This is a genomic window from Sporosarcina sp. NPDC096371, from assembly GCF_044762865.1.
In the GTDB taxonomy this organism is placed as follows: domain Bacteria; phylum Bacillota; class Bacilli; order Bacillales_A; family Planococcaceae; genus Sporosarcina.
The window spans coordinates 186,854-203,914 of sequence record NZ_JBIWFE010000001.1; the positions used below are offsets into that span (position 1 = coordinate 186,854).

At 42.1% G+C, this 17,061-nt stretch carries 21 protein-coding genes; 16 read left to right on the forward strand and 5 right to left on the reverse strand.

The genetic code is table 11. The features are described from left to right. The first annotated feature begins 1 nt into the window (after window position 1). Window positions 2-913 carry an RluA family pseudouridine synthase gene (locus ACIQ0H_RS00835; protein WP_403409538.1) on the forward strand — a complete coding sequence of 304 codons (912 nt, stop codon included), beginning with the start codon at window positions 2-4 and terminating at the stop codon, window positions 911-913. On the opposite strand, the gene prpE is transcribed toward ACIQ0H_RS00835, so the two are convergent. Then, complete coding sequence (gene prpE / locus ACIQ0H_RS00840; RefSeq protein WP_403409541.1) at window positions 897-1,637, reverse strand: bis(5'-nucleosyl)-tetraphosphatase PrpE; 741 nt, start codon at window positions 1,635-1,637, stop codon at window positions 897-899. The genes ACIQ0H_RS00835 and prpE overlap by 17 nt on opposite strands. Before the next feature lie 88 nt (window positions 1,638-1,725). Here prpE and mgtE point away from each other — a divergent pair, with 88 nt between their 5' ends. Beyond that, window positions 1,726-3,099: a magnesium transporter gene (gene mgtE / locus ACIQ0H_RS00845; RefSeq protein WP_403409543.1), complete on the forward strand. Its 1,374-nt coding sequence runs from the start codon at window positions 1,726-1,728 to the stop codon at window positions 3,097-3,099. 51 nt (window positions 3,100-3,150) lie between these two features. Beyond that, the gene (locus ACIQ0H_RS00850) at window positions 3,151-3,630 is read left to right on the forward strand and encodes a hypothetical protein (RefSeq protein ID WP_403409546.1); all 480 of its coding nucleotides are present in this window, start codon (window positions 3,151-3,153) and stop codon (window positions 3,628-3,630) included. Window positions 3,631-3,779: 149 nt separating this feature from the next. Here ACIQ0H_RS00850 and ACIQ0H_RS00855 read toward each other — a convergent pair whose 3' ends face one another. After that, window positions 3,780-4,343 (reverse strand): CotY/CotZ family spore coat protein, encoded by a 564-nt coding sequence (locus tag ACIQ0H_RS00855; RefSeq protein WP_403409549.1) that lies wholly within the window; start codon window positions 4,341-4,343, stop codon window positions 3,780-3,782. 106 nt (window positions 4,344-4,449) lie between these two features. Between ACIQ0H_RS00855 and ACIQ0H_RS00860 the strand changes: the two genes are divergently transcribed. The 7 genes from ACIQ0H_RS00860 (at window position 4,450) to ACIQ0H_RS00890 (ending at window position 7,590) form a co-directional block, all read left to right on the forward strand. After that, window positions 4,450-4,866, forward strand: coding sequence for a hypothetical protein (locus ACIQ0H_RS00860; RefSeq protein WP_403409552.1), 417 nt, complete (start codon window positions 4,450-4,452; stop codon window positions 4,864-4,866). After that, on the forward strand, window positions 4,867-5,322 hold the full coding sequence (gene spoVAC / locus ACIQ0H_RS00865; RefSeq protein WP_403409555.1) for a stage V sporulation protein AC: 456 nt from the start codon (window positions 4,867-4,869) through the stop codon (window positions 5,320-5,322). It abuts the gene before it with no gap. Beyond that, entirely contained in the window at window positions 5,316-6,317 is a 1,002-nt protein-coding gene (locus tag ACIQ0H_RS00870) for a stage V sporulation protein AD (RefSeq protein WP_403409558.1), read from the forward strand. The genes spoVAC and ACIQ0H_RS00870 overlap by 7 nt, the downstream gene beginning before the upstream one ends. A gap of 9 nt (window positions 6,318-6,326) precedes the next feature. After that, a complete protein-coding gene (spoVAE, locus tag ACIQ0H_RS00875) occupies window positions 6,327-6,689 on the forward strand; it encodes a stage V sporulation protein AE (protein WP_403409561.1) in 363 nt (120 codons plus the stop codon). Window positions 6,690-6,772: 83 nt separating this feature from the next. Then, on the forward strand, window positions 6,773-6,922 hold the full coding sequence (locus ACIQ0H_RS00880; RefSeq protein ID WP_403409564.1) for a YjcZ family sporulation protein: 150 nt from the start codon (window positions 6,773-6,775) through the stop codon (window positions 6,920-6,922). A gap of 16 nt (window positions 6,923-6,938) precedes the next feature. Beyond that, complete coding sequence (locus tag ACIQ0H_RS00885; RefSeq protein ID WP_403409567.1) at window positions 6,939-7,193, forward strand: stage VI sporulation protein F; 255 nt, start codon at window positions 6,939-6,941, stop codon at window positions 7,191-7,193. Between the two features lie 88 nt (window positions 7,194-7,281). Further along, window positions 7,282-7,590 (forward strand): hypothetical protein, encoded by a 309-nt coding sequence (locus ACIQ0H_RS00890; RefSeq protein WP_403409570.1) that lies wholly within the window; start codon window positions 7,282-7,284, stop codon window positions 7,588-7,590. Window positions 7,591-7,667: 77 nt separating this feature from the next. On the opposite strand, the gene ACIQ0H_RS00895 is transcribed toward ACIQ0H_RS00890, so the two are convergent. The 3 genes from ACIQ0H_RS00895 to ACIQ0H_RS00905 form a co-directional block, all read right to left on the reverse strand. Next, entirely contained in the window at window positions 7,668-8,102 is a 435-nt protein-coding gene (locus ACIQ0H_RS00895; protein WP_403409573.1) for a GNAT family N-acetyltransferase, read from the reverse strand. 3 nt (window positions 8,103-8,105) lie between these two features. Next, window positions 8,106-8,621, reverse strand: coding sequence for a YjcG family protein (locus ACIQ0H_RS00900; RefSeq protein WP_403409576.1), 516 nt, complete (start codon window positions 8,619-8,621; stop codon window positions 8,106-8,108). Window positions 8,622-8,712: 91 nt separating this feature from the next. Further along, window positions 8,713-9,435, reverse strand: a complete 723-nt coding sequence (locus ACIQ0H_RS00905; protein WP_403409578.1) for an esterase family protein — start codon at window positions 9,433-9,435, stop codon at window positions 8,713-8,715. Between the two features lie 110 nt (window positions 9,436-9,545). Here ACIQ0H_RS00905 and ACIQ0H_RS00910 point away from each other — a divergent pair, with 110 nt between their 5' ends. From ACIQ0H_RS00910 to ACIQ0H_RS00935, 6 genes are all read left to right on the forward strand, one after another. Beyond that, on the forward strand, window positions 9,546-10,130 hold the full coding sequence (locus tag ACIQ0H_RS00910) for a phosphatidylglycerophosphatase A family protein (protein WP_403409581.1): 585 nt from the start codon (window positions 9,546-9,548) through the stop codon (window positions 10,128-10,130). 396 nt (window positions 10,131-10,526) lie between these two features. Continuing rightward, a complete protein-coding gene (locus ACIQ0H_RS00915; RefSeq protein WP_403412286.1) occupies window positions 10,527-11,243 on the forward strand; it encodes a FadR/GntR family transcriptional regulator in 717 nt (238 codons plus the stop codon). Window positions 11,244-11,256: 13 nt separating this feature from the next. Further along, on the forward strand, window positions 11,257-11,973 hold the full coding sequence (locus tag ACIQ0H_RS00920) for a (Fe-S)-binding protein (RefSeq protein WP_403409584.1): 717 nt from the start codon (window positions 11,257-11,259) through the stop codon (window positions 11,971-11,973). A gap of 18 nt (window positions 11,974-11,991) precedes the next feature. After that, window positions 11,992-13,419 carry a LutB/LldF family L-lactate oxidation iron-sulfur protein gene (locus tag ACIQ0H_RS00925; RefSeq protein ID WP_403409587.1) on the forward strand — a complete coding sequence of 476 codons (1,428 nt, stop codon included), beginning with the start codon at window positions 11,992-11,994 and terminating at the stop codon, window positions 13,417-13,419. Further along, the gene (locus ACIQ0H_RS00930; RefSeq protein ID WP_403409590.1) at window positions 13,416-14,123 is read left to right on the forward strand and encodes a LutC/YkgG family protein; all 708 of its coding nucleotides are present in this window, start codon (window positions 13,416-13,418) and stop codon (window positions 14,121-14,123) included. The genes ACIQ0H_RS00925 and ACIQ0H_RS00930 overlap by 4 nt, the downstream gene beginning before the upstream one ends. Before the next feature lie 665 nt (window positions 14,124-14,788). Further along, the gene (locus ACIQ0H_RS00935; RefSeq protein ID WP_403409593.1) at window positions 14,789-16,921 is read left to right on the forward strand and encodes a family 10 glycosylhydrolase; all 2,133 of its coding nucleotides are present in this window, start codon (window positions 14,789-14,791) and stop codon (window positions 16,919-16,921) included. The last annotated feature ends 140 nt before the right edge of the window (window positions 16,922-17,061 follow it).

Below are 17,061 nucleotides of genomic sequence, written 5' to 3' on the forward strand. Positions count from 1 at the left end.
TATGATAAATCAAGATTTGCGTTTTCGACTCGTATTTCATGTGGGGGAAGAAGGGATCCTGCTACGGGAATTTCTCCATTCGAAAGGGATTTCAAAAAGAACATTGACGGCTACAAAATATGAAGGTGGACATATTACTGTCAATGGGATTGAACAGAATGTACGGCATCGATTACAAGTTGGCGATGAAGTTGCCATCATTTTTCCGGCGGAACAGCCGAGCGAAGGGCTGCATCCAGAAGACGGGCAATTAGACATTATTTACGAGGACGAAGCCATTATTATCCTCAATAAACCAGCGGGGCAAAGTACAATCCCGTCACGTGATCATCCAACTGGTACGGTTGCCAATCTGGTTGCAGGTAAGTTTATCCGTGACTGTCTCCCCACAACAGTGCATGTAGTGACGCGTTTGGACAAAGATACATCTGGCTTAATCTGCATAGCGAAAAACCGGCATATCCATCATCTACTGAGTGAGCAGATGATTACTACCGGTTTTCATCGTCAATATGTTGCAATTGTAGAAGGCAAGGTAAAGGAAGATCGATTCACAATCGAGCAACCAATTGGCAGAAAAGAAGGTAGTATCATCGAACGAATGGTACGTGAAGACGGCCAATTTGCCCGGACGGATGTAGAAGTCCTTAGGCGTTTTGGAAAAGAGGGGCATGATCTGACAACGATCGCACTAGTTCTTCACACCGGTCGAACGCACCAAATTCGTGTGCATCTGCAATGGGTGGGCTATCCACTCGCTGGGGATGACCTATACGGAGGCACACAACAGTGGATTCAACGACAAGCATTGCATTGTTCTGTACTAAAGTTTACGCATCCACTGACCGGGGCTGACATGCAGTTTGAAAGTGATATGCCATCAGATATGCAAAATGTCAGTCAAACACAGTGAACTTTTCTGGAAGAAATGGCTGCAAGGAAGGCACAGAGACAATCTCCATTTCTGGATAGCGAAATGCCGTAAGCTTTCCGCCGAATACGCAGCCCGTATCGATATTAACGGTATGATGTAAGAAGCGGGCTTCCTTGACGGGTGTGTGACCGTAAACAATGAGGGCTTGTCCCTGATAATGTTTGGCCCAATCGCGCCTAACGGGTTTGCCATCGGCTAGCTTTTCTCCCGTAATATCTCCATAGAGAACAAAGACCCGTAATTTTTCTATCGGGGGAGAACCGATCAAACGTTCCGGTATACCTGCATGTGCGATGATAAGCTTATCAGTGTCAAGGGTCTGGTATAGCGGCAAGGATTCATAAAACTGACGATATCTAGTAAGGAATTGTTTGCGCTGGTTGGGGGATAATGCATCTAGTTCGGCCACTGTTGTTTCAAGTCCATGTGTCAATTGAACATTACTCCCTTTCGCATATCTGTAAAGCTTATTGCAATGATTTCCCGGGGAATAATAGAGTGCGTCTGCATCTTGCATCTTGAATAAAAGTTGTAAAATCTTGAGCGAATCGGGCCCTCTATCCGTGGCATCCCCTACAAAAGCCAGATGTCTGCCATCTGAATGGACGGGAATGCCTGTTTCCATTGAATAGCCCAACTTGTGAATTAATGCGATGAATTCATCAAAACAACCATGGATATCTCCAATAATATCGAATTTCATAATTTCCCCCACCCTTTTCAGTGAATGTATGATATTATAATACCCTAATTTATTTGGGAAATGTATAGCCGGAAAGGAAGGTGTAACTATGAGTACACATGAAGAGCTCAAAGAAGAAGTAATCTTCGATGAAGAGAAATTGTTGGGAACGCTAGTTGACCAAGATATAAAAGCTTTCCGAGATGAATACCTACTCCTCCATCCGTATGACCGAGCGATTTTCTATGAGAAAGTTGATCTCGAACTTCGGAAGATTATGTACCATTATTTATCCCCAAAAGAGCTTGCGGAAATTTTTGAGACAAGTGAAATTGATGCGGATGAATACAAACAGTTCCTTCAGGAGATGGACACGACGTATGCTGCGGACATGATTTCGTTTATGTTTGTGGATAACGCGGTAGATGTCCTGAAGGAACTCGATAAATCACAAGCGGTTAGTTATTTAACATTAATGGATAAAACAGCAGCCACTGAAATCAAAGCGCTTCTTCATTATGAAGAGTATACAGCTGGTTCCATCATGACGACTGAATATGTCACAGTTCCTCAAAACTCGACTGTTCGTTCGGCTATGACCATTTTGCGCAACGAAGCACCAAAAGCGGAAACAATCTATTATGTATTTGTCGTTGATGACAATAATCGACTAACGGGTGTCGTATCTCTTCGTGATTTGATCATTGCGCATGAAGATATATTGATCAGTTCGATTATGAGTGAGCGCGTCGTGAGTGCTCTGGTATCAGATGATCAGGAAGAAGTTGCTCGTACGATCAAGGACTATAATTTCCTGGCGGTGCCAGTTGTCGATTTTCAACAACATATTTTAGGGATTATTACAGTCGATGATATAATCGATGTTCTTGAAGAAGAGGCATCAGATGACTATGCGAAATTTGCCGGGGTTTCCAATATGGATACATTCGACAAAAACTCCTTTTCAGCTATGAAGAAAAGACTGCCGTGGTTACTCATTCTACTAATACTCGGCATGTTGACTGCCAATTTGATAGATTTATTCACGGAAACCATTTCAAAAGTGGCCCTTCTTGCGGCATTTATTCCTTTGATTGCGGGAACTGCCGGAAATAGTGGAACGCAGGCACTCGCCGTTGCTGTACGTGGTATTGCAATGGGGGATATTGAAGAGGAAAGTAAGTTTAAGTTACTGCTTCGCGAAGCAGGAACAGGGCTTATGACTGGATTTACCTGTGCACTATTTGTAGTCGGACTTATTTATGTCTGGAAACACGAATTCCTGATTGGTCTGTTAGTCGGTGCGGCCATTTTTGTTTCTATTTTTGTCGCAACGATTTCAGGATCGTTCATTCCGCTATTGATGCATAAATTGAAAATTGACCCCGCTGTGGCGTCCGGTCCATTCATCACAACGTTAAATGATATTATTAGTGTTATTATTTATCTTGGTCTTGCAACGATTTTCATTGGTGATCTTTAGATCCCGTGAAAATCGTTTTTTTTTCGTGGGTTCGGTTTTGATATATTGATTATGATGAACATCGGGGAATTGGGCGCATATACTATAGAAAAAAAGGATGTGCTGATTATTTTGCGTAATGAACCGTTAATGTTTGTACAGGGGCCGCCCGTCTATATTAAAGTTGTTCCCAAGCAGGAGGAAAGCACGTCGGTTTTTGTAATGAGCGGAGAAGAGAAGGAAGTGCCAAGTGAAGTAGACCAGGAGATCGTAAACGAGCTGGAGCCACCTCTGGAGGACTTGAAACCTGAAAAAGTTGTGGATCCATCCCTAGTAAGAAGAATTATGTATCTCGGGACACCGTTTTCGCGACAGGTCTATCATCCATTGCAGTTTGTTTTAGATGATGGCTTATTAACAGGTACGATTGAAAAAATTGAAGGGGAAACGGTTTTTATTCGCACTGGTGAAGATGGTAGAGAATTGGTTGCGGTAGAGATGGCTAGTATTGGGGAAGTTTTTTGGCGTGGTGATCCATTTGCGGAAGACTAAAGATGACAGGCAGGATGTGAAGTCCATCCTGTCTTTTTTTTATGTTTATAGAATTATAGTCCTTACAAAATCGGATAAACTAAAAGACTACCCAGCCGGCATAAGCCGGTAGAGCAGTCTGGGCATCGTAGGTTAAAAATTATTCCTCGTCAAAACGAGGATGACTCGTCACAGTGAATGAACACATCTTTAACACATTGAACTCCACAGAAGCATTTCAAGTCAACCGTAATACAAGAACCTGTTCCTTCAAATCTTTCTACTCTACACACTTCATCAAAATCGAGTTTACCGTTCTTGAAGAGCTTTACTCTGTTTCCTCTTTCATCAAGTGGTTCAAGGACTTCCAACGTTGCACAGCAGTTGTCGAAAACGTTTGATACTCTAAAGAAAATCGAGAAGCAGCTATGATGTTCACATTCATGTTCCCTATCTCTTTGATCATCCCGGATAAGATCCCGATCTCTTCTTCTGCGTCTAAACATCGCTTTGAATAAATCACCATCGTCCGTAAGGAGAGAAAAGACCCGAGTGTTTGCCCGACGGCGTGTAGGGCTTAAGGTTCCAAGTGGGGTCAAGAAACAGTCAGTTCTGCAATCGTCACAATTTAGATCTTCCCGAAGGTCCTGTATCCGTCGAATCGCACGGACCACTTCACAAATACAGTTTTCGTGGCGAACTTCTCTAACATCTTCATTTCTTCCACATCCCATTAATTCCACCTCCTTTTCTTAATTCTTTATACTTTATGCGCCAGAGTTCATGGTGTTAGGGCAGACAGACCGGTTATGAATAAAGTTTAGATTGAAAAGGCATACTGTGGAAAAACAGGAGGGGACGCATATCCGAAAACTGGGGCTTGTGCTGATTACGCTTGTGATGTTAGCAGGTTGTTCAGAAAATGGAATCCGGATACATAACGATTCCGGCGAAGATGCGAAGAAAGCCGAAGAAGTATTCATGAATGATAAACGTCTTACATCTGCTGCCACTGTTTTTCACGAAAATGATTTGGTAGCCGTAGTCTCACTGAAAACATTTTCAAGGTTCAAAAAGGAGAAAATTGAAAAGGACCTCACGAAAAGAATGGAGGAACTATACCCTGAGATGGATGTCACCGTATCTGCCGATAGTAAAATAAGGATGGAAATAAACAAACTTGTCGATTCGGATAATGAAAAAGATATCAGTAAGAAAATCGAAAAATTAAAATCACTTTTAAAGGAAGAGACCTAAATGGATGAAAAAAAATATGCGAAATTGGAACAACAAACATCTCCAAAAACACCTTTGCTTCGAAATGTGATTTTTGCATTTCTGACTGGGGGAACCATCTGTTTGATAGGTCAATTTGTATCCTTGTTTTATATGACTTTTTTTGATTTCACAGAGCGGACAGCTAGTAATCCGACTGTTGCAACGATGGTATTTTTTGCAATGTTATTAACTGGTTTTGGTCAATATAAGAAAATTGGTCAATTTGGAGGGGCGGGTAGTGCGGTGCCAATCACAGGCTTTGGGAACGCGGTAATTTCTGCTGCGATTGAGCATAAGTCCGAAGGGTATGTCCTTGGCGTCGGTGGCAATATGTTTAAACTAGCTGGATCGGTTATTCTTTTTGGTGTCTTTTCGGCATTTGTAGTTGCGCTTATTAAAACGATTCTTGTTAAGTTTGGTATCGTATCATGGTAGCGCGCGGGTTGCTCACCTTTAAAACGACACCATCCATAGCGGCGACGGGTGTCACGGCGGGTCCGTTAGAAAAGAAAAGCCCATTTGCTAACAAGTTTGATAAAGTATACGACGATGAGCGTTGTGGTTTAAAGACGAATGAACATGCACATGCAAAAATGATAGAAGACGCCAGCATGATTGCATTAAGTAAAGTAGATTCCAATCCAAGCGATACTGAATTTATGTTGATTGGTGATCTTGTTAATCAAATGACACCTTCAAATTTTAGTGCCACGACATTGGGGATTCCGTACATTGGTATGTTTTCGGCTTGTGCGACATCCGTGTCTTCACTTCTTATGGCGGCATTGTTGACAGAAGCGTCTTTGTCGAAATGTACAATTGCTGGTGCGGCAAGTCAACACAATGCAATCGAACGGCAATTTCGTTATCCTGTCGAGTATGGCGCTCAAAAGGGCGAAACGGCTCAATGGACCGTCACTGCGGCGGGGATTGCAGTTGTCACTCCTTATAGAAAAGGGTTTCCTTCTATTAAATGCGCCACAATCGGAATTGCAACGGATCTCGGAATGACAGATCCGCTTAATATGGGGGCCGCAATGGCACCTGCAGCTGCAGATACGTTAACACGTCATCTATCTGGTCACGGAGCGAAGGCTAGTGATTATGATTGCATCATGACTGGGGATCTTGGAAAGACAGGATTTGAATTATATAAAATATTGGCTGGTAACCAGGGGATTCAGGTGACGGAAAAGTTCCGTGATGCAGGTGCAGAATTTTATGGTGATGACCCATCATTTTTATCTGGAGCAAGTGGTGCAGGCTGTTCTGCGTCTATTTACTTTACTGAGATTATCGAAAAAATGAAGGCGGGTGACTATAAGCGGGTGTTGCTCATTGCAACAGGGGCACTGCTGTCACCAATGTCGTTCCAGCAAGGCGATACGATTCCATGCATCGCGCATGCAGTCGAATTAACGATGAAATGAGTGGGCACAATGACTTCAATATTTATAACGGCATTTATTGTTGGTGGATTGATCTGCGTCATTGGACAGTTGTTATTTGATGTGGCAAAAATGACACCTGCACACACATTATGTCTGTTAGTTGTCGTGGGATCTGTGTTGGATGGTTTCGGTCTTTATGAACCCTTTATCGATTTTGCGGGTGCTGGGGCAACGATTCCGATTACTTCTTTTGGTAATTCATTGACACATGGCGCAATGGCAGAAGCTGAAAAACACGGTTTCATCGGTGTTTTGACAGGGATGTTTGAAGTGACGAGTTCAGGGATTAGTTCAGCAATATTGTTTGGTTTCATTGCCGCGTTGATTTTTAAATCGAAGGGCAAGATTTAGTCTTATTAGATGACCAGGGCGCATTCCCCAATCCCCTTTTTCTTTTCCGCATAGGATATGTGGAAGGGAAGGAGGGGTTTTTCATGTATGGAGGCTACAATCCTTGTTTTGGCGGTTATGGATGTGGTGGATACGAAGGTGGAAGAGGCTGTAACAACTACGGCGGTTCGACATTCGTTCTAATTGTCGTACTCTTCATCTTGCTCATTATCGTGGGCAAAAGTTTCTTATAAGAAGGGGGGATAATTGATGAATGATTCATTTTTCCGGAAAATCGAATCAAAGACGGGCGTCCCGATGGAGGAAGTGTTCGCATTGGCAAATGCCATCCAATTCGCGGATTTCAGCGATGAGCGACAAGTAAGGAAGATCATCCGCAAGGTTGGTAAGCTAGCGAAAAAAGAAGTTCCGCAACATACGGAGGATGAGCTTGTTCGATCAATTGTTAGTAACGGTAAAGCGGTTAACATTCAAGACATTCAAAATATGATGGGTAGACAATAAAAAACTATCAGAAAATTTAGTTTGGAGCAAAGGTGATTGTGGTATACTAGTAATAGTAGATAGAAACAAAGTGAAAGGGGTGTATACAATGGGTTATCTGTTACCGATTCAACCAATTCAGTCTCAACAATATGCAAATCGGATGAATAGAGAGTCATATAATTTCGCTCACGTTGATCGTGTAGGCAAGATTAAGTTTGATTTCAATTTTTCCGATGGTCATTACAGTTCATTTCATCATGAACGAGAGATAAAGGACGAAGAAGTAATGGAGATATCTATTGTTTCCACACCTTCTTTAGCATCCAAAGGGTTTATCTACCCAAACCCTGCGAATCTATCGCCAACAATCGCACAAGCAGTTGGGAAGGGCCTTACAGTCAATGTATATGTCTAACTTTAATTCCACATAGATAGAATTGAGTCAAATAGAAAAGGTTCGCACTGCTTGTAAAAAGCATGGCGAACCTTTTTTTAAGGAATTATTCTTTTTTCCATAGCACGATGTGGAATGTCTGCGTCCATAAACTCGGGTGATGTAGTGATATACCCTAACTTTTCATAGAAAGGAATGGCGTAGGTTTGGGCATTCAGAATGATTTTGTTCATGCCCGTATCTTTTGCATGTTCCTCAAGGGCCCCCATAATGAGGTTCCCTAAATGTTGCCCACGACATTCTTCTAATATACAAACCCGCTCGACTTTACCGATTCCGGTCGCTGTTTCTCGAATTCGACCTGCCCCAATTGGCGTATTGACAGAATAGACGACGAAATGGACAGCAGTTTTATCGAAATCATCGAGTTCAAGATTAAGCGGAACGCCTTGTTCTTCTACAAAAACTTTTCTTCTGACGGAAAATGCATCTTCCCTCTCAAGGTCAGAAGTTACAATTCTTACTGTGATCAATGCTCAGTTATCCTCATCGAGGCGGAATGTTTCATAAACCGTCCAAGAACCGTCCTCTAGTTGATAGAGAAGGTGAAGACGATCAATCGTTTCCGAATGGTCCACGCCGATCATTTTCAGTTGACCGATAATATCATCATGTTCACCAGAAGTAAGTTTTTGTGCAATCGTCACGTGCGGAACGAATGTAAACTCGGGTGCATTTCCAGGAAGATTCGAATTCAAGTCTTTGTGTAATTCGGCTAAAGCATCATTTAATTCTGCCTTGAAGTAAATTGTATTTGTAATGGGTGCAAATGAGTTTACTTTTGAAACGTTCAATTCAAAAGGATTATGTTTGTTTGTGATTGCTTTAATTGCTTTTGCAACATCTTTAATTTCCTGCTCATCCGCTTCAAACACACCTTTAACAGTCATATGCGGTGTAATCAGTGCATAATGCGGGTCATATCTTTTCCGATAAGCATTCGCTAGGTCCTGAAGTTTCTTAGATGGGAATGCAACAACGCCGTATTTCATAATATTACCTCCTAGTGAGAATGATTTGGTAAAGGCTTTTATTAGTATTGATTATACCAGAATAGGCGAGGAAATGTCCCTTTTGTCTGAATTAAAGGATATAAGTCTTATGAATCGCACGTCGGACATCGGGTTGCCAGTGTTTCCATGTGTGGTCCCCTTTAAATTCCTCATAGAAGTATGGGAACCCTTTTCTTTCGATTAAATCTTTTAATTTCCGATTCGGCTCAAGGAAATCTAAAGCACCGTCAACGGTTGTTTTCACAGCCGTTTCACCCTCCCCAATGACATGATAGATTGAGAAGCGGGATGGATCCTTCGCAGCTTCTACCGCCTCAAGCACCGATTCATCGACAAACGGGGAATGCAAAATGACCTGTCCGAAGATATTCGGATATTTTAATGCAGTGATAAGGGAAACTGTAGCTGCCAGTGAATCTCCGATTAGCCCACGTCCTGCGCCAATCTGGTACGTAGGGTAATTATCGTCGATGTAGGGAACCAGTTCATGGGCAAGGAAACGAACATAGGCATCGCGACGATCGCCTTGTGGGTGATACATTCGTCTGCGTTCCAACACACTTTTATACGGGACGCCGACAACAATGACGTTTTCAATTTCTTCCGCGTCGATTAATTCATCGACAACGCGTCCAATTCTCCCGTATTGAAAATAATCTTTACCGTCGGATGCGATGAGCACCGAGTACTTATATAAAGGAGAATAGTTATGTGGCAAATAAATGAGTAGTTGCATTTCCTCGTCAAGTTCTTTGCTGTAGATTGTAATATCTTCAATTTTTCCGTATTTCATTATGAGAGACCTCCTAAAAGAGTATGTGTACTGAAAGTGTAACATATCGTTAAGTATAGGTATAATGGTTGCACGGTGTTTATAGAAAATGTAAAAGGGGCTGAGCAGAAATGTTTAACGACAAAAAGAGCGTTCATTCAAAAGTGGTCACAGAAGCAACAAAGGCAGCATTGGCGCGACGTGGGGTGACGCTTGATGCGATCGCGGAGATTGTCTTCGAATTGCAGCAGCCGTACAATAAAGGGCTTGAAATGGCGCATTGTCTTGAATCGGTTGAAGGGGTACTACGAAAACGAGAACTTCAGCACGCGATTCTTGTTGGCATTGAGTTAGACGAACTTGCAGAGCAAGGGAAACTGTCAGCTCCACTGCAACAAATTGTGGAGTCTGATGAAGGATTATTTGGTGTGGATGAAACGATTGCACTCGGCGCTGTATTTACATATGGTTCCATTGCTGTGACAACATTCGGCCATTTGGATAAAAATAAAACAGGTATCATTAACGAATTGGATACGAAAGTCGGAAGAGGTATCCATACGTTCCTCGATGATCTTGTTGCAAGTATTGCGGCCTGTGCAGCTTCCCGAATTGCGCACAGAACACGTGATTTGGCAGAAGCGGGCGAAACATTTGAAGACATAGCGCCTGACGATACCATGCCTGAAACGAAAATAAATGGTGCGCAAATATAATGGCTGCATGAGGTACAGGGCGTCCCTTGAAACTTGCTTCAGGTTAAATCCATATACAGAAACTAAAACTCCCCAACGCGATTTCTATACATCCTGTTGGGGAGTTTTGATTTAACTTGGTACAGCAGAAGCCCCCAACTCTAGGTGATTTTGTACCGAAGGGCTTTCAATTGTAGCTTGTAAGGTTTGAATGATAATCCCAGGAGTACTTGACGAGCGCGGATTCAAATGTATATTATAAGACTATTAGGAATGTTGAAATCTTTAGGCGCTTGGTGTGAGATGAACGTACACGTTTTTCACGCTGAGGCTTAACATAATGCTATGGGAACAATTAGTTTCGTTTTAGTCATCAGATGACCAGATGATTAAGAATGTAGGTTGGAGGAGAGAGCAATCGCAAGTAGACGTATTCAAACAAAGAAGATTTATGAAGAAGTGGCAGATTCACTTATTAATATGATAAAAACAGGTGAATTGAAGCCGGGTGATCGATTGGATTCTGTAGAGCAGCTTGCAGAAATGTTTGATGTCAGCCGCTCTGCTGTTAGGGAAGCACTTAGTGGTATGCGGGCGATGGGATTAGTTGTGATGCGTCAGGGGGAAGGGACATTTGTAACGAAGTTCGATGCGGCAAACTTTACCCTACCCGTAACGGCGGGCTTGTTAATGAAACAGGAAGATATTCAAGAATTGTATGAGGTACGAAAAATACTAGAGGCTGGAACGGCAGCTTCAGCAGCAACGTATCACGAAGTTGAGGATTTGGATTCCCTCAGGGATGCCATTGAAGATATGAAGAACGCGGGGGCGAACGGCGAAATTGGCGAAGGGGCAGATTTACGTTTCCATATGGCGATTGCCAATGCAAGCCATAATCAAATCCTGATTCACTTAATGCGCTCAGTGTCGGAGATCATGACGAACGTATTACGAGAAACACGCGAGGTATTAATTTACTCAGAGAAGAAGTCTGTTTCATTAATCGAAGAACATGAACGAATTTATGATGCGATTAAAGAAAGACAACCTGAGCTGGCGCGCCAGTATATGTTGGAACACTTAAACAATGTAGAAAAATCGCTAGAGAAGTATATGGTATTTAGAAAATAGTGGAGGTGTGGGGATGAAAGTCTCTTTATTCATAACGTGCATGTGTGATATTTTTTCAGCCAATGTCGGGAAAGACACAGTGGAGATTTTGGAACGCCTTGGCTGTGAGGTAGATTTTCCAGAAGCACAAACTTGTTGCGGCCAACCTGCTTACAATAGTGGGTATTTAACGACTACAAAAGAAACGATGAAGCATATGATGACGGTTTTTCGAGAATCTGAGTATGTCGTGGGTCCATCGGGTTCTTGTGTAGCGATGTTACGGAGCTATCAAGACGTTTTTCATGGAGACCCGGTGTGGGAACAGCAGGCAAAAGAGTTTGGCGCCAAGTGTTTTGAGATTACTCAATTTCTGGTGGATGTGTTAGGTGTGGTAGATGTGGGATCGACGTTTAAAGGGAAAGTGACCTATCATCCTTCTTGCCATATGACGCGCCTATTAGGCGTGAAGGAAGCCCCTTTACAATTGTTAGAACAGGTAAGGGGTGTGGAACTTGTGAAATTGCCACACGGAGAAGACTGCTGTGGCTTTGGTGGAACGTTTGCTGTGAAAAACGCCGTGATTTCGGGGCAAATGGTACAAGAAAAAGCGGATCATGTCCTAGAAACAGAGGCGGAGTATTTAGTCGGTGGGGATATGGCTTGCTTGATGAATATTGGTGGACGATTATCGAGAGAAGGACGCAATGTCAAAGTCGTTCATCTTACTGAAATATTAAACCACTGCTAAAAGGAGCCGTGAATGTAGATGAGTATCCGTATTGGTAAGGGGTCGTTTGATAATCGCGTTCAAAAAGGAATCGAAAATGACTTCATGTTGACTTCTGTTGCATCCGCCCAAACGCGTTTTAGAAATGGTAGGGAGAATGCTGCCGAGGAGCTAGGCAATTGGGAAGACTGGCGTTCGTTAGGGGAAGAAATACGCACACACACCTTACAACACTTGGATTTTTATTTGCAACAATTGAGTGACCAAGTGTCGAAGCGTGGAGGGCAAGTGTTTTTTGCTGAAACGGCACAAGAAGCGAATGATTACATTACAGCAGTTGTCAAAAGAAAAAATGGCAAAAAAGTAGTGAAGTCAAAGTCGATGGTGACGGAGGAAATTGGTCTCAACAAAGCGTTACAAGACATCGGTACAGAAGTCGTTGAAACGGATTTAGGTGAATGGATTTTGCAGTTAGATGGGGATGCACCTTCCCATATCGTGACACCCGCTTTGCACTTAAATCGTGATCAAATACGTTCAACGTTTGCAGAAAAAAGAGGATATGACAAATCCAATACACCGGAGGAATTAGCGTTATTTGCCCGAGAGCAATTGCGTAAAGACTTTTTGTCGGCTGATATTGGAATTACGGGTTGTAACTTTGCGGTAGCTGAATCAGGGGCTGTTACGTTCGTTACGAATGAAGGAAATGCGCGTTTGTCGACGTCGTTACCTGATACACAAATTACGGTGATGGGAATGGAACGCATTGTTCCGACATGGGAAGAGCTAGACGTGCTAGTTAGTTTATTGACCAGAGCTGCGGTTGGACAAAAACTAACGAGCTATGTCACGGCCATTACAGGAACGAGGTTGGCAGGAGAAATTGATGGACCAGAAGAATTTCATTTAGTCATTGTGGATAACGGTCGATCAAAAATTTTAGGCTCTGAATTCCAGTCGGCATTACATTGTATTCGTTGTGCAGCGTGCATTAACGTTTGTCCGGTTTATCGACATATAGGAGGGCATGCGTACGGTTCGATTTACCCGGGACCAATCGGGGCAGTATTGACGCCTTTATTGGACGGTTATGAAAAACATAAGGAATTGCCCTATGCGTCGACATTATGTGCGGCTTGTACAGATGTCTGTCCTGTTAAAATCCCATTGCATGAACAATTAATTCGTCATCGGCAAATCATTGTCGAACAAGAGCAGATGGCACCAATGGCTGAAAAGTTAGCGATGACGGGATTTGTCAAATGGTCAACGAGTCCCGCAGCCTATATATTTAGTACCAAATTAGCGCGTACAGCCTTAAAACCGTGGACGAAGGATGAAAAATTATCAAAAGGGCCTGGTCCTTTAAAAGATTGGACAGCGATGCGCGATTTTCCTGCCCCAAGTCAGCAGTCATTTCGTTCCTGGTTTAAAGAAAATAGGAAAGGAGATCAATCCAAATGACCATTCAAAATCGAGATCCTTTTTTAGATAAATTGGCTAACCGTCTTGGAAGGCCGCGCCTTACGGAAGGTGTGGAGCGTCCGAAATGGGGTTTTAATCCCCAGTGGGGAGTCTATGCAGGTTATACACAAGATCAATTAGTCGACGTGTTAGAAAAGCAGTGTGAAAAAATTCATACCGATTTCAAGCGAACGAACAAAACTGGATTGTCTAAGTTGCTAAAAGAAGTAATTGCGACATATGACGGGCAAAAAATTTTGGCGTCAAATGATCGTCGAAATGAGGACTATGGGTTACCCACAATTTTTGAGGAGCTAGAACAGCAAGGTGTCGATGTGCGCCTTTGGGATTCAGCGAAAGAAAAAGATAACCAGGTGTTTGCGGAACAAGCAGATATTGGTATCACGTTTAGTGAAATTACACTGGCAGAATCTGCTACGGTAACGTTATTTAACGATAAAAATAATGGCAGGACAATTAGTTTATTGCCGACATCTTATATTGCGATTATACCTAAAAGTACGCTGGTTCCTCGTATGACACAGGCAACTAAACAAATTCACGAAGCGCATGAACAGGGGCGGGAAGTGCCTTCTTGTATCAGTTTTATTTCCGGACCGAGTAACAGCGCAGATATTGAAATGAATTTAATTGTAGGTGTACATGGACCGATTCGAGCTACTTATATTGTTGTAGATGATTAATCATACATTTTGCGCTAGGTGTATAGTTGCTTTTGAGGTGCTATGGATTGAATGACTTCTATACAATTACCGAGATGTCTTGATGTGTATGGTGGTCCTTCATCCGCCGCTCTCCAAAAGCACAGGTACAAGAAGTGCTGAGGCTTTTGGGGACGAAGGAATAGCTGGTTTCTTACCTGGTGAGGAGCCGCCAAAGATACAATTTTGGCGGCTGATGCTTACTTAAAGGTTTTTTCTTTCTTATATGAAAGAAGTGTCACTTTCTATAAGGCGTCAATTGGTTAGATGCACAATCTTTGCTCAAAGTACGAAAGAAACGCATTGTACAAAGTACTAGAGTGCCCGAAATTGTATCTTCGGGCACTTATCATCACAATAGAAAGTCATCTATTCTTTACTTACAAAGTCACCGCTTTTTTCTTTTGAACATTGTAGGTACGCGACAGGCAACTAATCGCAACAGGGCCCCCTCGGTAGATCTGTCATGAATAGTTCGCCGAAAGCGGGCCGGAAATGATGCAATGGAATTTTGTATATTTACATATTTAATCTACGAATCTCAAACACTTTGAAAAAAGTCAGGGATTCGTTTTTGTTTTTCAATAAAATTTGGTATGCTTTTAGATAAATTGATTGAATGAGAGTTGCGGGAGGATGTTTAAGAAATGAAGAAAAAAGAGTTAGGTAGATGGATTATGTCAGCAGTGTTGACACTAGTTTTATTGACGTCCATCTTTCCAGTACCAACTAAAGCAGCAAGTGATGCCGTGCCGAAGCATGAAATGCGCGCAGCTTGGATTGCAACCGTCACCAATATTGATATGAAAGCTGGGATGACGAAAGCTCAATATACTACTTGGGTACGTCAAACATTGGATCAATTGAAAGCTGATCAATTCAATGCAGTTATTTATCAAGTAAAACCAACGAACGATGCTTTCTATCCTTCAAAATTGGCTCCGTGGTCATCTTATATTACGGGGAAAAAACAAGGAACAGACCCTGGCTATGATCCACTACTCATTATGACGGAAGAGGCGCATAACCGTGGGATGGAGCTACATGCATGGGTCAACCCTTACCGCGTGACTATGCCTGGACAAGCATTAAGCAGTTTGGCTCCTGATAATGTAGCACGTACGAACCCTGAGTGGGTTGTTAAATACGGGAAACAATATTATTTAAATCCAGGTTTACCAGAAGTACAAGACTATTTACTAGCTACGGTCAAAGAATTAGTCGCGAATTATGATATTGATGCCGTTCATATGGATGATTATTTTTATCCTTATAAAATAAAAAATGAAGCTTTCCCAGATCAGGCGGCATTCAAACAATACGGAACGTCTTATAAAAAAATTGACGATTGGCGTCGCAATAATGTCAATCAACTGGTGAAAAATATCTATTCAACCATTAAAGAGACTAAATCTCATGTGCAATTTGGAATTTCGCCCTTCGGTGTTTGGCGCAATAAATCGTTAGATCCAACGGGTAGTGATACAAAAGCAGGCGTCAATAATTATGATGATTTATATGCTGATACAAGACAATGGATGAAGGACGGTAGCATCGATTATATTACGCCTCAAATTTACTGGTCTAAAACGTTGTCGGTTGCCAAGTATACGACGTTAGTAGATTGGTGGAGCCGGGAGGTAGCGACGTACGCTAACGTTCATCCTATTAATCTTTATATTGGCATGGCTGATTATAAAGTTGGTAGCGACTCGGATAAAGCATGGAATAATAAAATGGAGCTACCCAATCAAGTCATCACCAATAGGGCTGATGGAAATGTGCAAGGTCAAATGCACTTCTCCCTAAGAAGCATACAAAAGAATACGCTTGGTTATGCAACGATTCTAAAGCAACAACTTTATAATTATACAGCTGTAACACCAGCAACTGCTTGGAAAAACGCAGTGCAACCTTCAATACCAACAGCGGTGCAAGCGACCAAAGAGGCAGCGGGGACAAGGTTAGACATCAAAGATGAATCTAGTCAACAACCAAGAAAATATATTATTTACCGTTTTGAAGGAAATAAGGTAGGTTCATATCAAGACCCGCGCAACATAGTAGATGTTGTCTATAATACAAAAGGAAGTACGGTATTTGTAGATAAAACAGCGAATTCAAGTAAATCCTATACGTACGGAATTACAGCAGTATCGGCGACAGGTGTGGAAAGTAAAGATGCCTATGTTGTCACAGAAAACGGTAATGTAGAAGAAGACGAAAAAGAACCTGAAATCGAAATTAAACCAGAAGCGCCAATCTTATTCAAAGATATTAGCGCCCAACACCGTGCGTTTAAGGAAATTACGTACTTGGCCCAAGAGGGGATTACGTCCGGCGATCTAAAAGGATATTTTAATCCCAATCAACACGTTACACGTGGCGAAGCTGCTGCTATGATTGGACGTGCTCTACACCTGGATGGAACAAAACGAACCACTTCATTTAAAGATGTCAGTGCGAATATGTTTGCATCGGGTTATATACAATCTGCAGTAGATAACAAAATCTTATCGGGCTATAAAAATGGAACATTTAAGCCCAATGAAAAAATAACACGAGGCGAAATGGCGCTGATGATTAGCAGGGCGTTCGACTTGAGCGATGGGAATACAACTGCTAGTGCAGAAAAAGCGCTGATATCCAAAGGAATTGCCCAAGGCATGGTGGATGGTACATTCGGTACGAAGTTAAGCATTATTCGAGCAGATTTTGCCATATTTTTAGCCAGAGCTAATGATGAAAATCTGCGAATTAATAATCCAACAAAGAACTAAATATATGTTGAACTTATGATTTTCACCTAATCCCCAAGCGCCGAGCGTTGTTGGTAGGATTCTTTAGTTCAATTTATATAGATAATTTAAGATAGCCGGGTCAAAATATCGTGTACTACGATATTTTGGCCCGGCTTTTT

What these genes read in the sequence shown, in the direction of transcription:
- ACIQ0H_RS00835 (WP_403409538.1), top strand. Translation starts at nt 2, where the DNA reads ATGATAAATCAAGATTTGCGTTTTCGACTCGTATTTCATGTGGGGGAA.
- prpE (WP_403409541.1), bottom strand. Translation starts at nt 1,637, where the DNA reads ATGAAATTCGATATTATTGGAGATATCCATGGTTGTTTTGATGAATTC.
- mgtE (WP_403409543.1), top strand. Translation starts at nt 1,726, where the DNA reads ATGAGTACACATGAAGAGCTCAAAGAAGAAGTAATCTTCGATGAAGAG.
- ACIQ0H_RS00850 (WP_403409546.1), top strand. Translation starts at nt 3,151, where the DNA reads ATGATGAACATCGGGGAATTGGGCGCATATACTATAGAAAAAAAGGAT.
- ACIQ0H_RS00855 (WP_403409549.1), bottom strand. Translation starts at nt 4,343, where the DNA reads ATGGGATGTGGAAGAAATGAAGATGTTAGAGAAGTTCGCCACGAAAAC.
- spoVAC (WP_403409555.1), top strand. Translation starts at nt 4,867, where the DNA reads ATGGATGAAAAAAAATATGCGAAATTGGAACAACAAACATCTCCAAAA.
- ACIQ0H_RS00870 (WP_403409558.1), top strand. Translation starts at nt 5,316, where the DNA reads ATGGTAGCGCGCGGGTTGCTCACCTTTAAAACGACACCATCCATAGCG.
- spoVAE (WP_403409561.1), top strand. Translation starts at nt 6,327, where the DNA reads ATGACTTCAATATTTATAACGGCATTTATTGTTGGTGGATTGATCTGC.
- ACIQ0H_RS00880 (WP_403409564.1), top strand. Translation starts at nt 6,773, where the DNA reads ATGTATGGAGGCTACAATCCTTGTTTTGGCGGTTATGGATGTGGTGGA.
- ACIQ0H_RS00885 (WP_403409567.1), top strand. Translation starts at nt 6,939, where the DNA reads ATGAATGATTCATTTTTCCGGAAAATCGAATCAAAGACGGGCGTCCCG.
- ACIQ0H_RS00890 (WP_403409570.1), top strand. Translation starts at nt 7,282, where the DNA reads ATGGGTTATCTGTTACCGATTCAACCAATTCAGTCTCAACAATATGCA.
- ACIQ0H_RS00900 (WP_403409576.1), bottom strand. Translation starts at nt 8,621, where the DNA reads ATGAAATACGGCGTTGTTGCATTCCCATCTAAGAAACTTCAGGACCTA.
- ACIQ0H_RS00905 (WP_403409578.1), bottom strand. Translation starts at nt 9,435, where the DNA reads ATGAAATACGGAAAAATTGAAGATATTACAATCTACAGCAAAGAACTT.
- ACIQ0H_RS00910 (WP_403409581.1), top strand. Translation starts at nt 9,546, where the DNA reads ATGTTTAACGACAAAAAGAGCGTTCATTCAAAAGTGGTCACAGAAGCA.
- ACIQ0H_RS00920 (WP_403409584.1), top strand. Translation starts at nt 11,257, where the DNA reads ATGAAAGTCTCTTTATTCATAACGTGCATGTGTGATATTTTTTCAGCC.
- ACIQ0H_RS00925 (WP_403409587.1), top strand. Translation starts at nt 11,992, where the DNA reads ATGAGTATCCGTATTGGTAAGGGGTCGTTTGATAATCGCGTTCAAAAA.
- ACIQ0H_RS00930 (WP_403409590.1), top strand. Translation starts at nt 13,416, where the DNA reads ATGACCATTCAAAATCGAGATCCTTTTTTAGATAAATTGGCTAACCGT.
- ACIQ0H_RS00935 (WP_403409593.1), top strand. Translation starts at nt 14,789, where the DNA reads ATGAAGAAAAAAGAGTTAGGTAGATGGATTATGTCAGCAGTGTTGACA.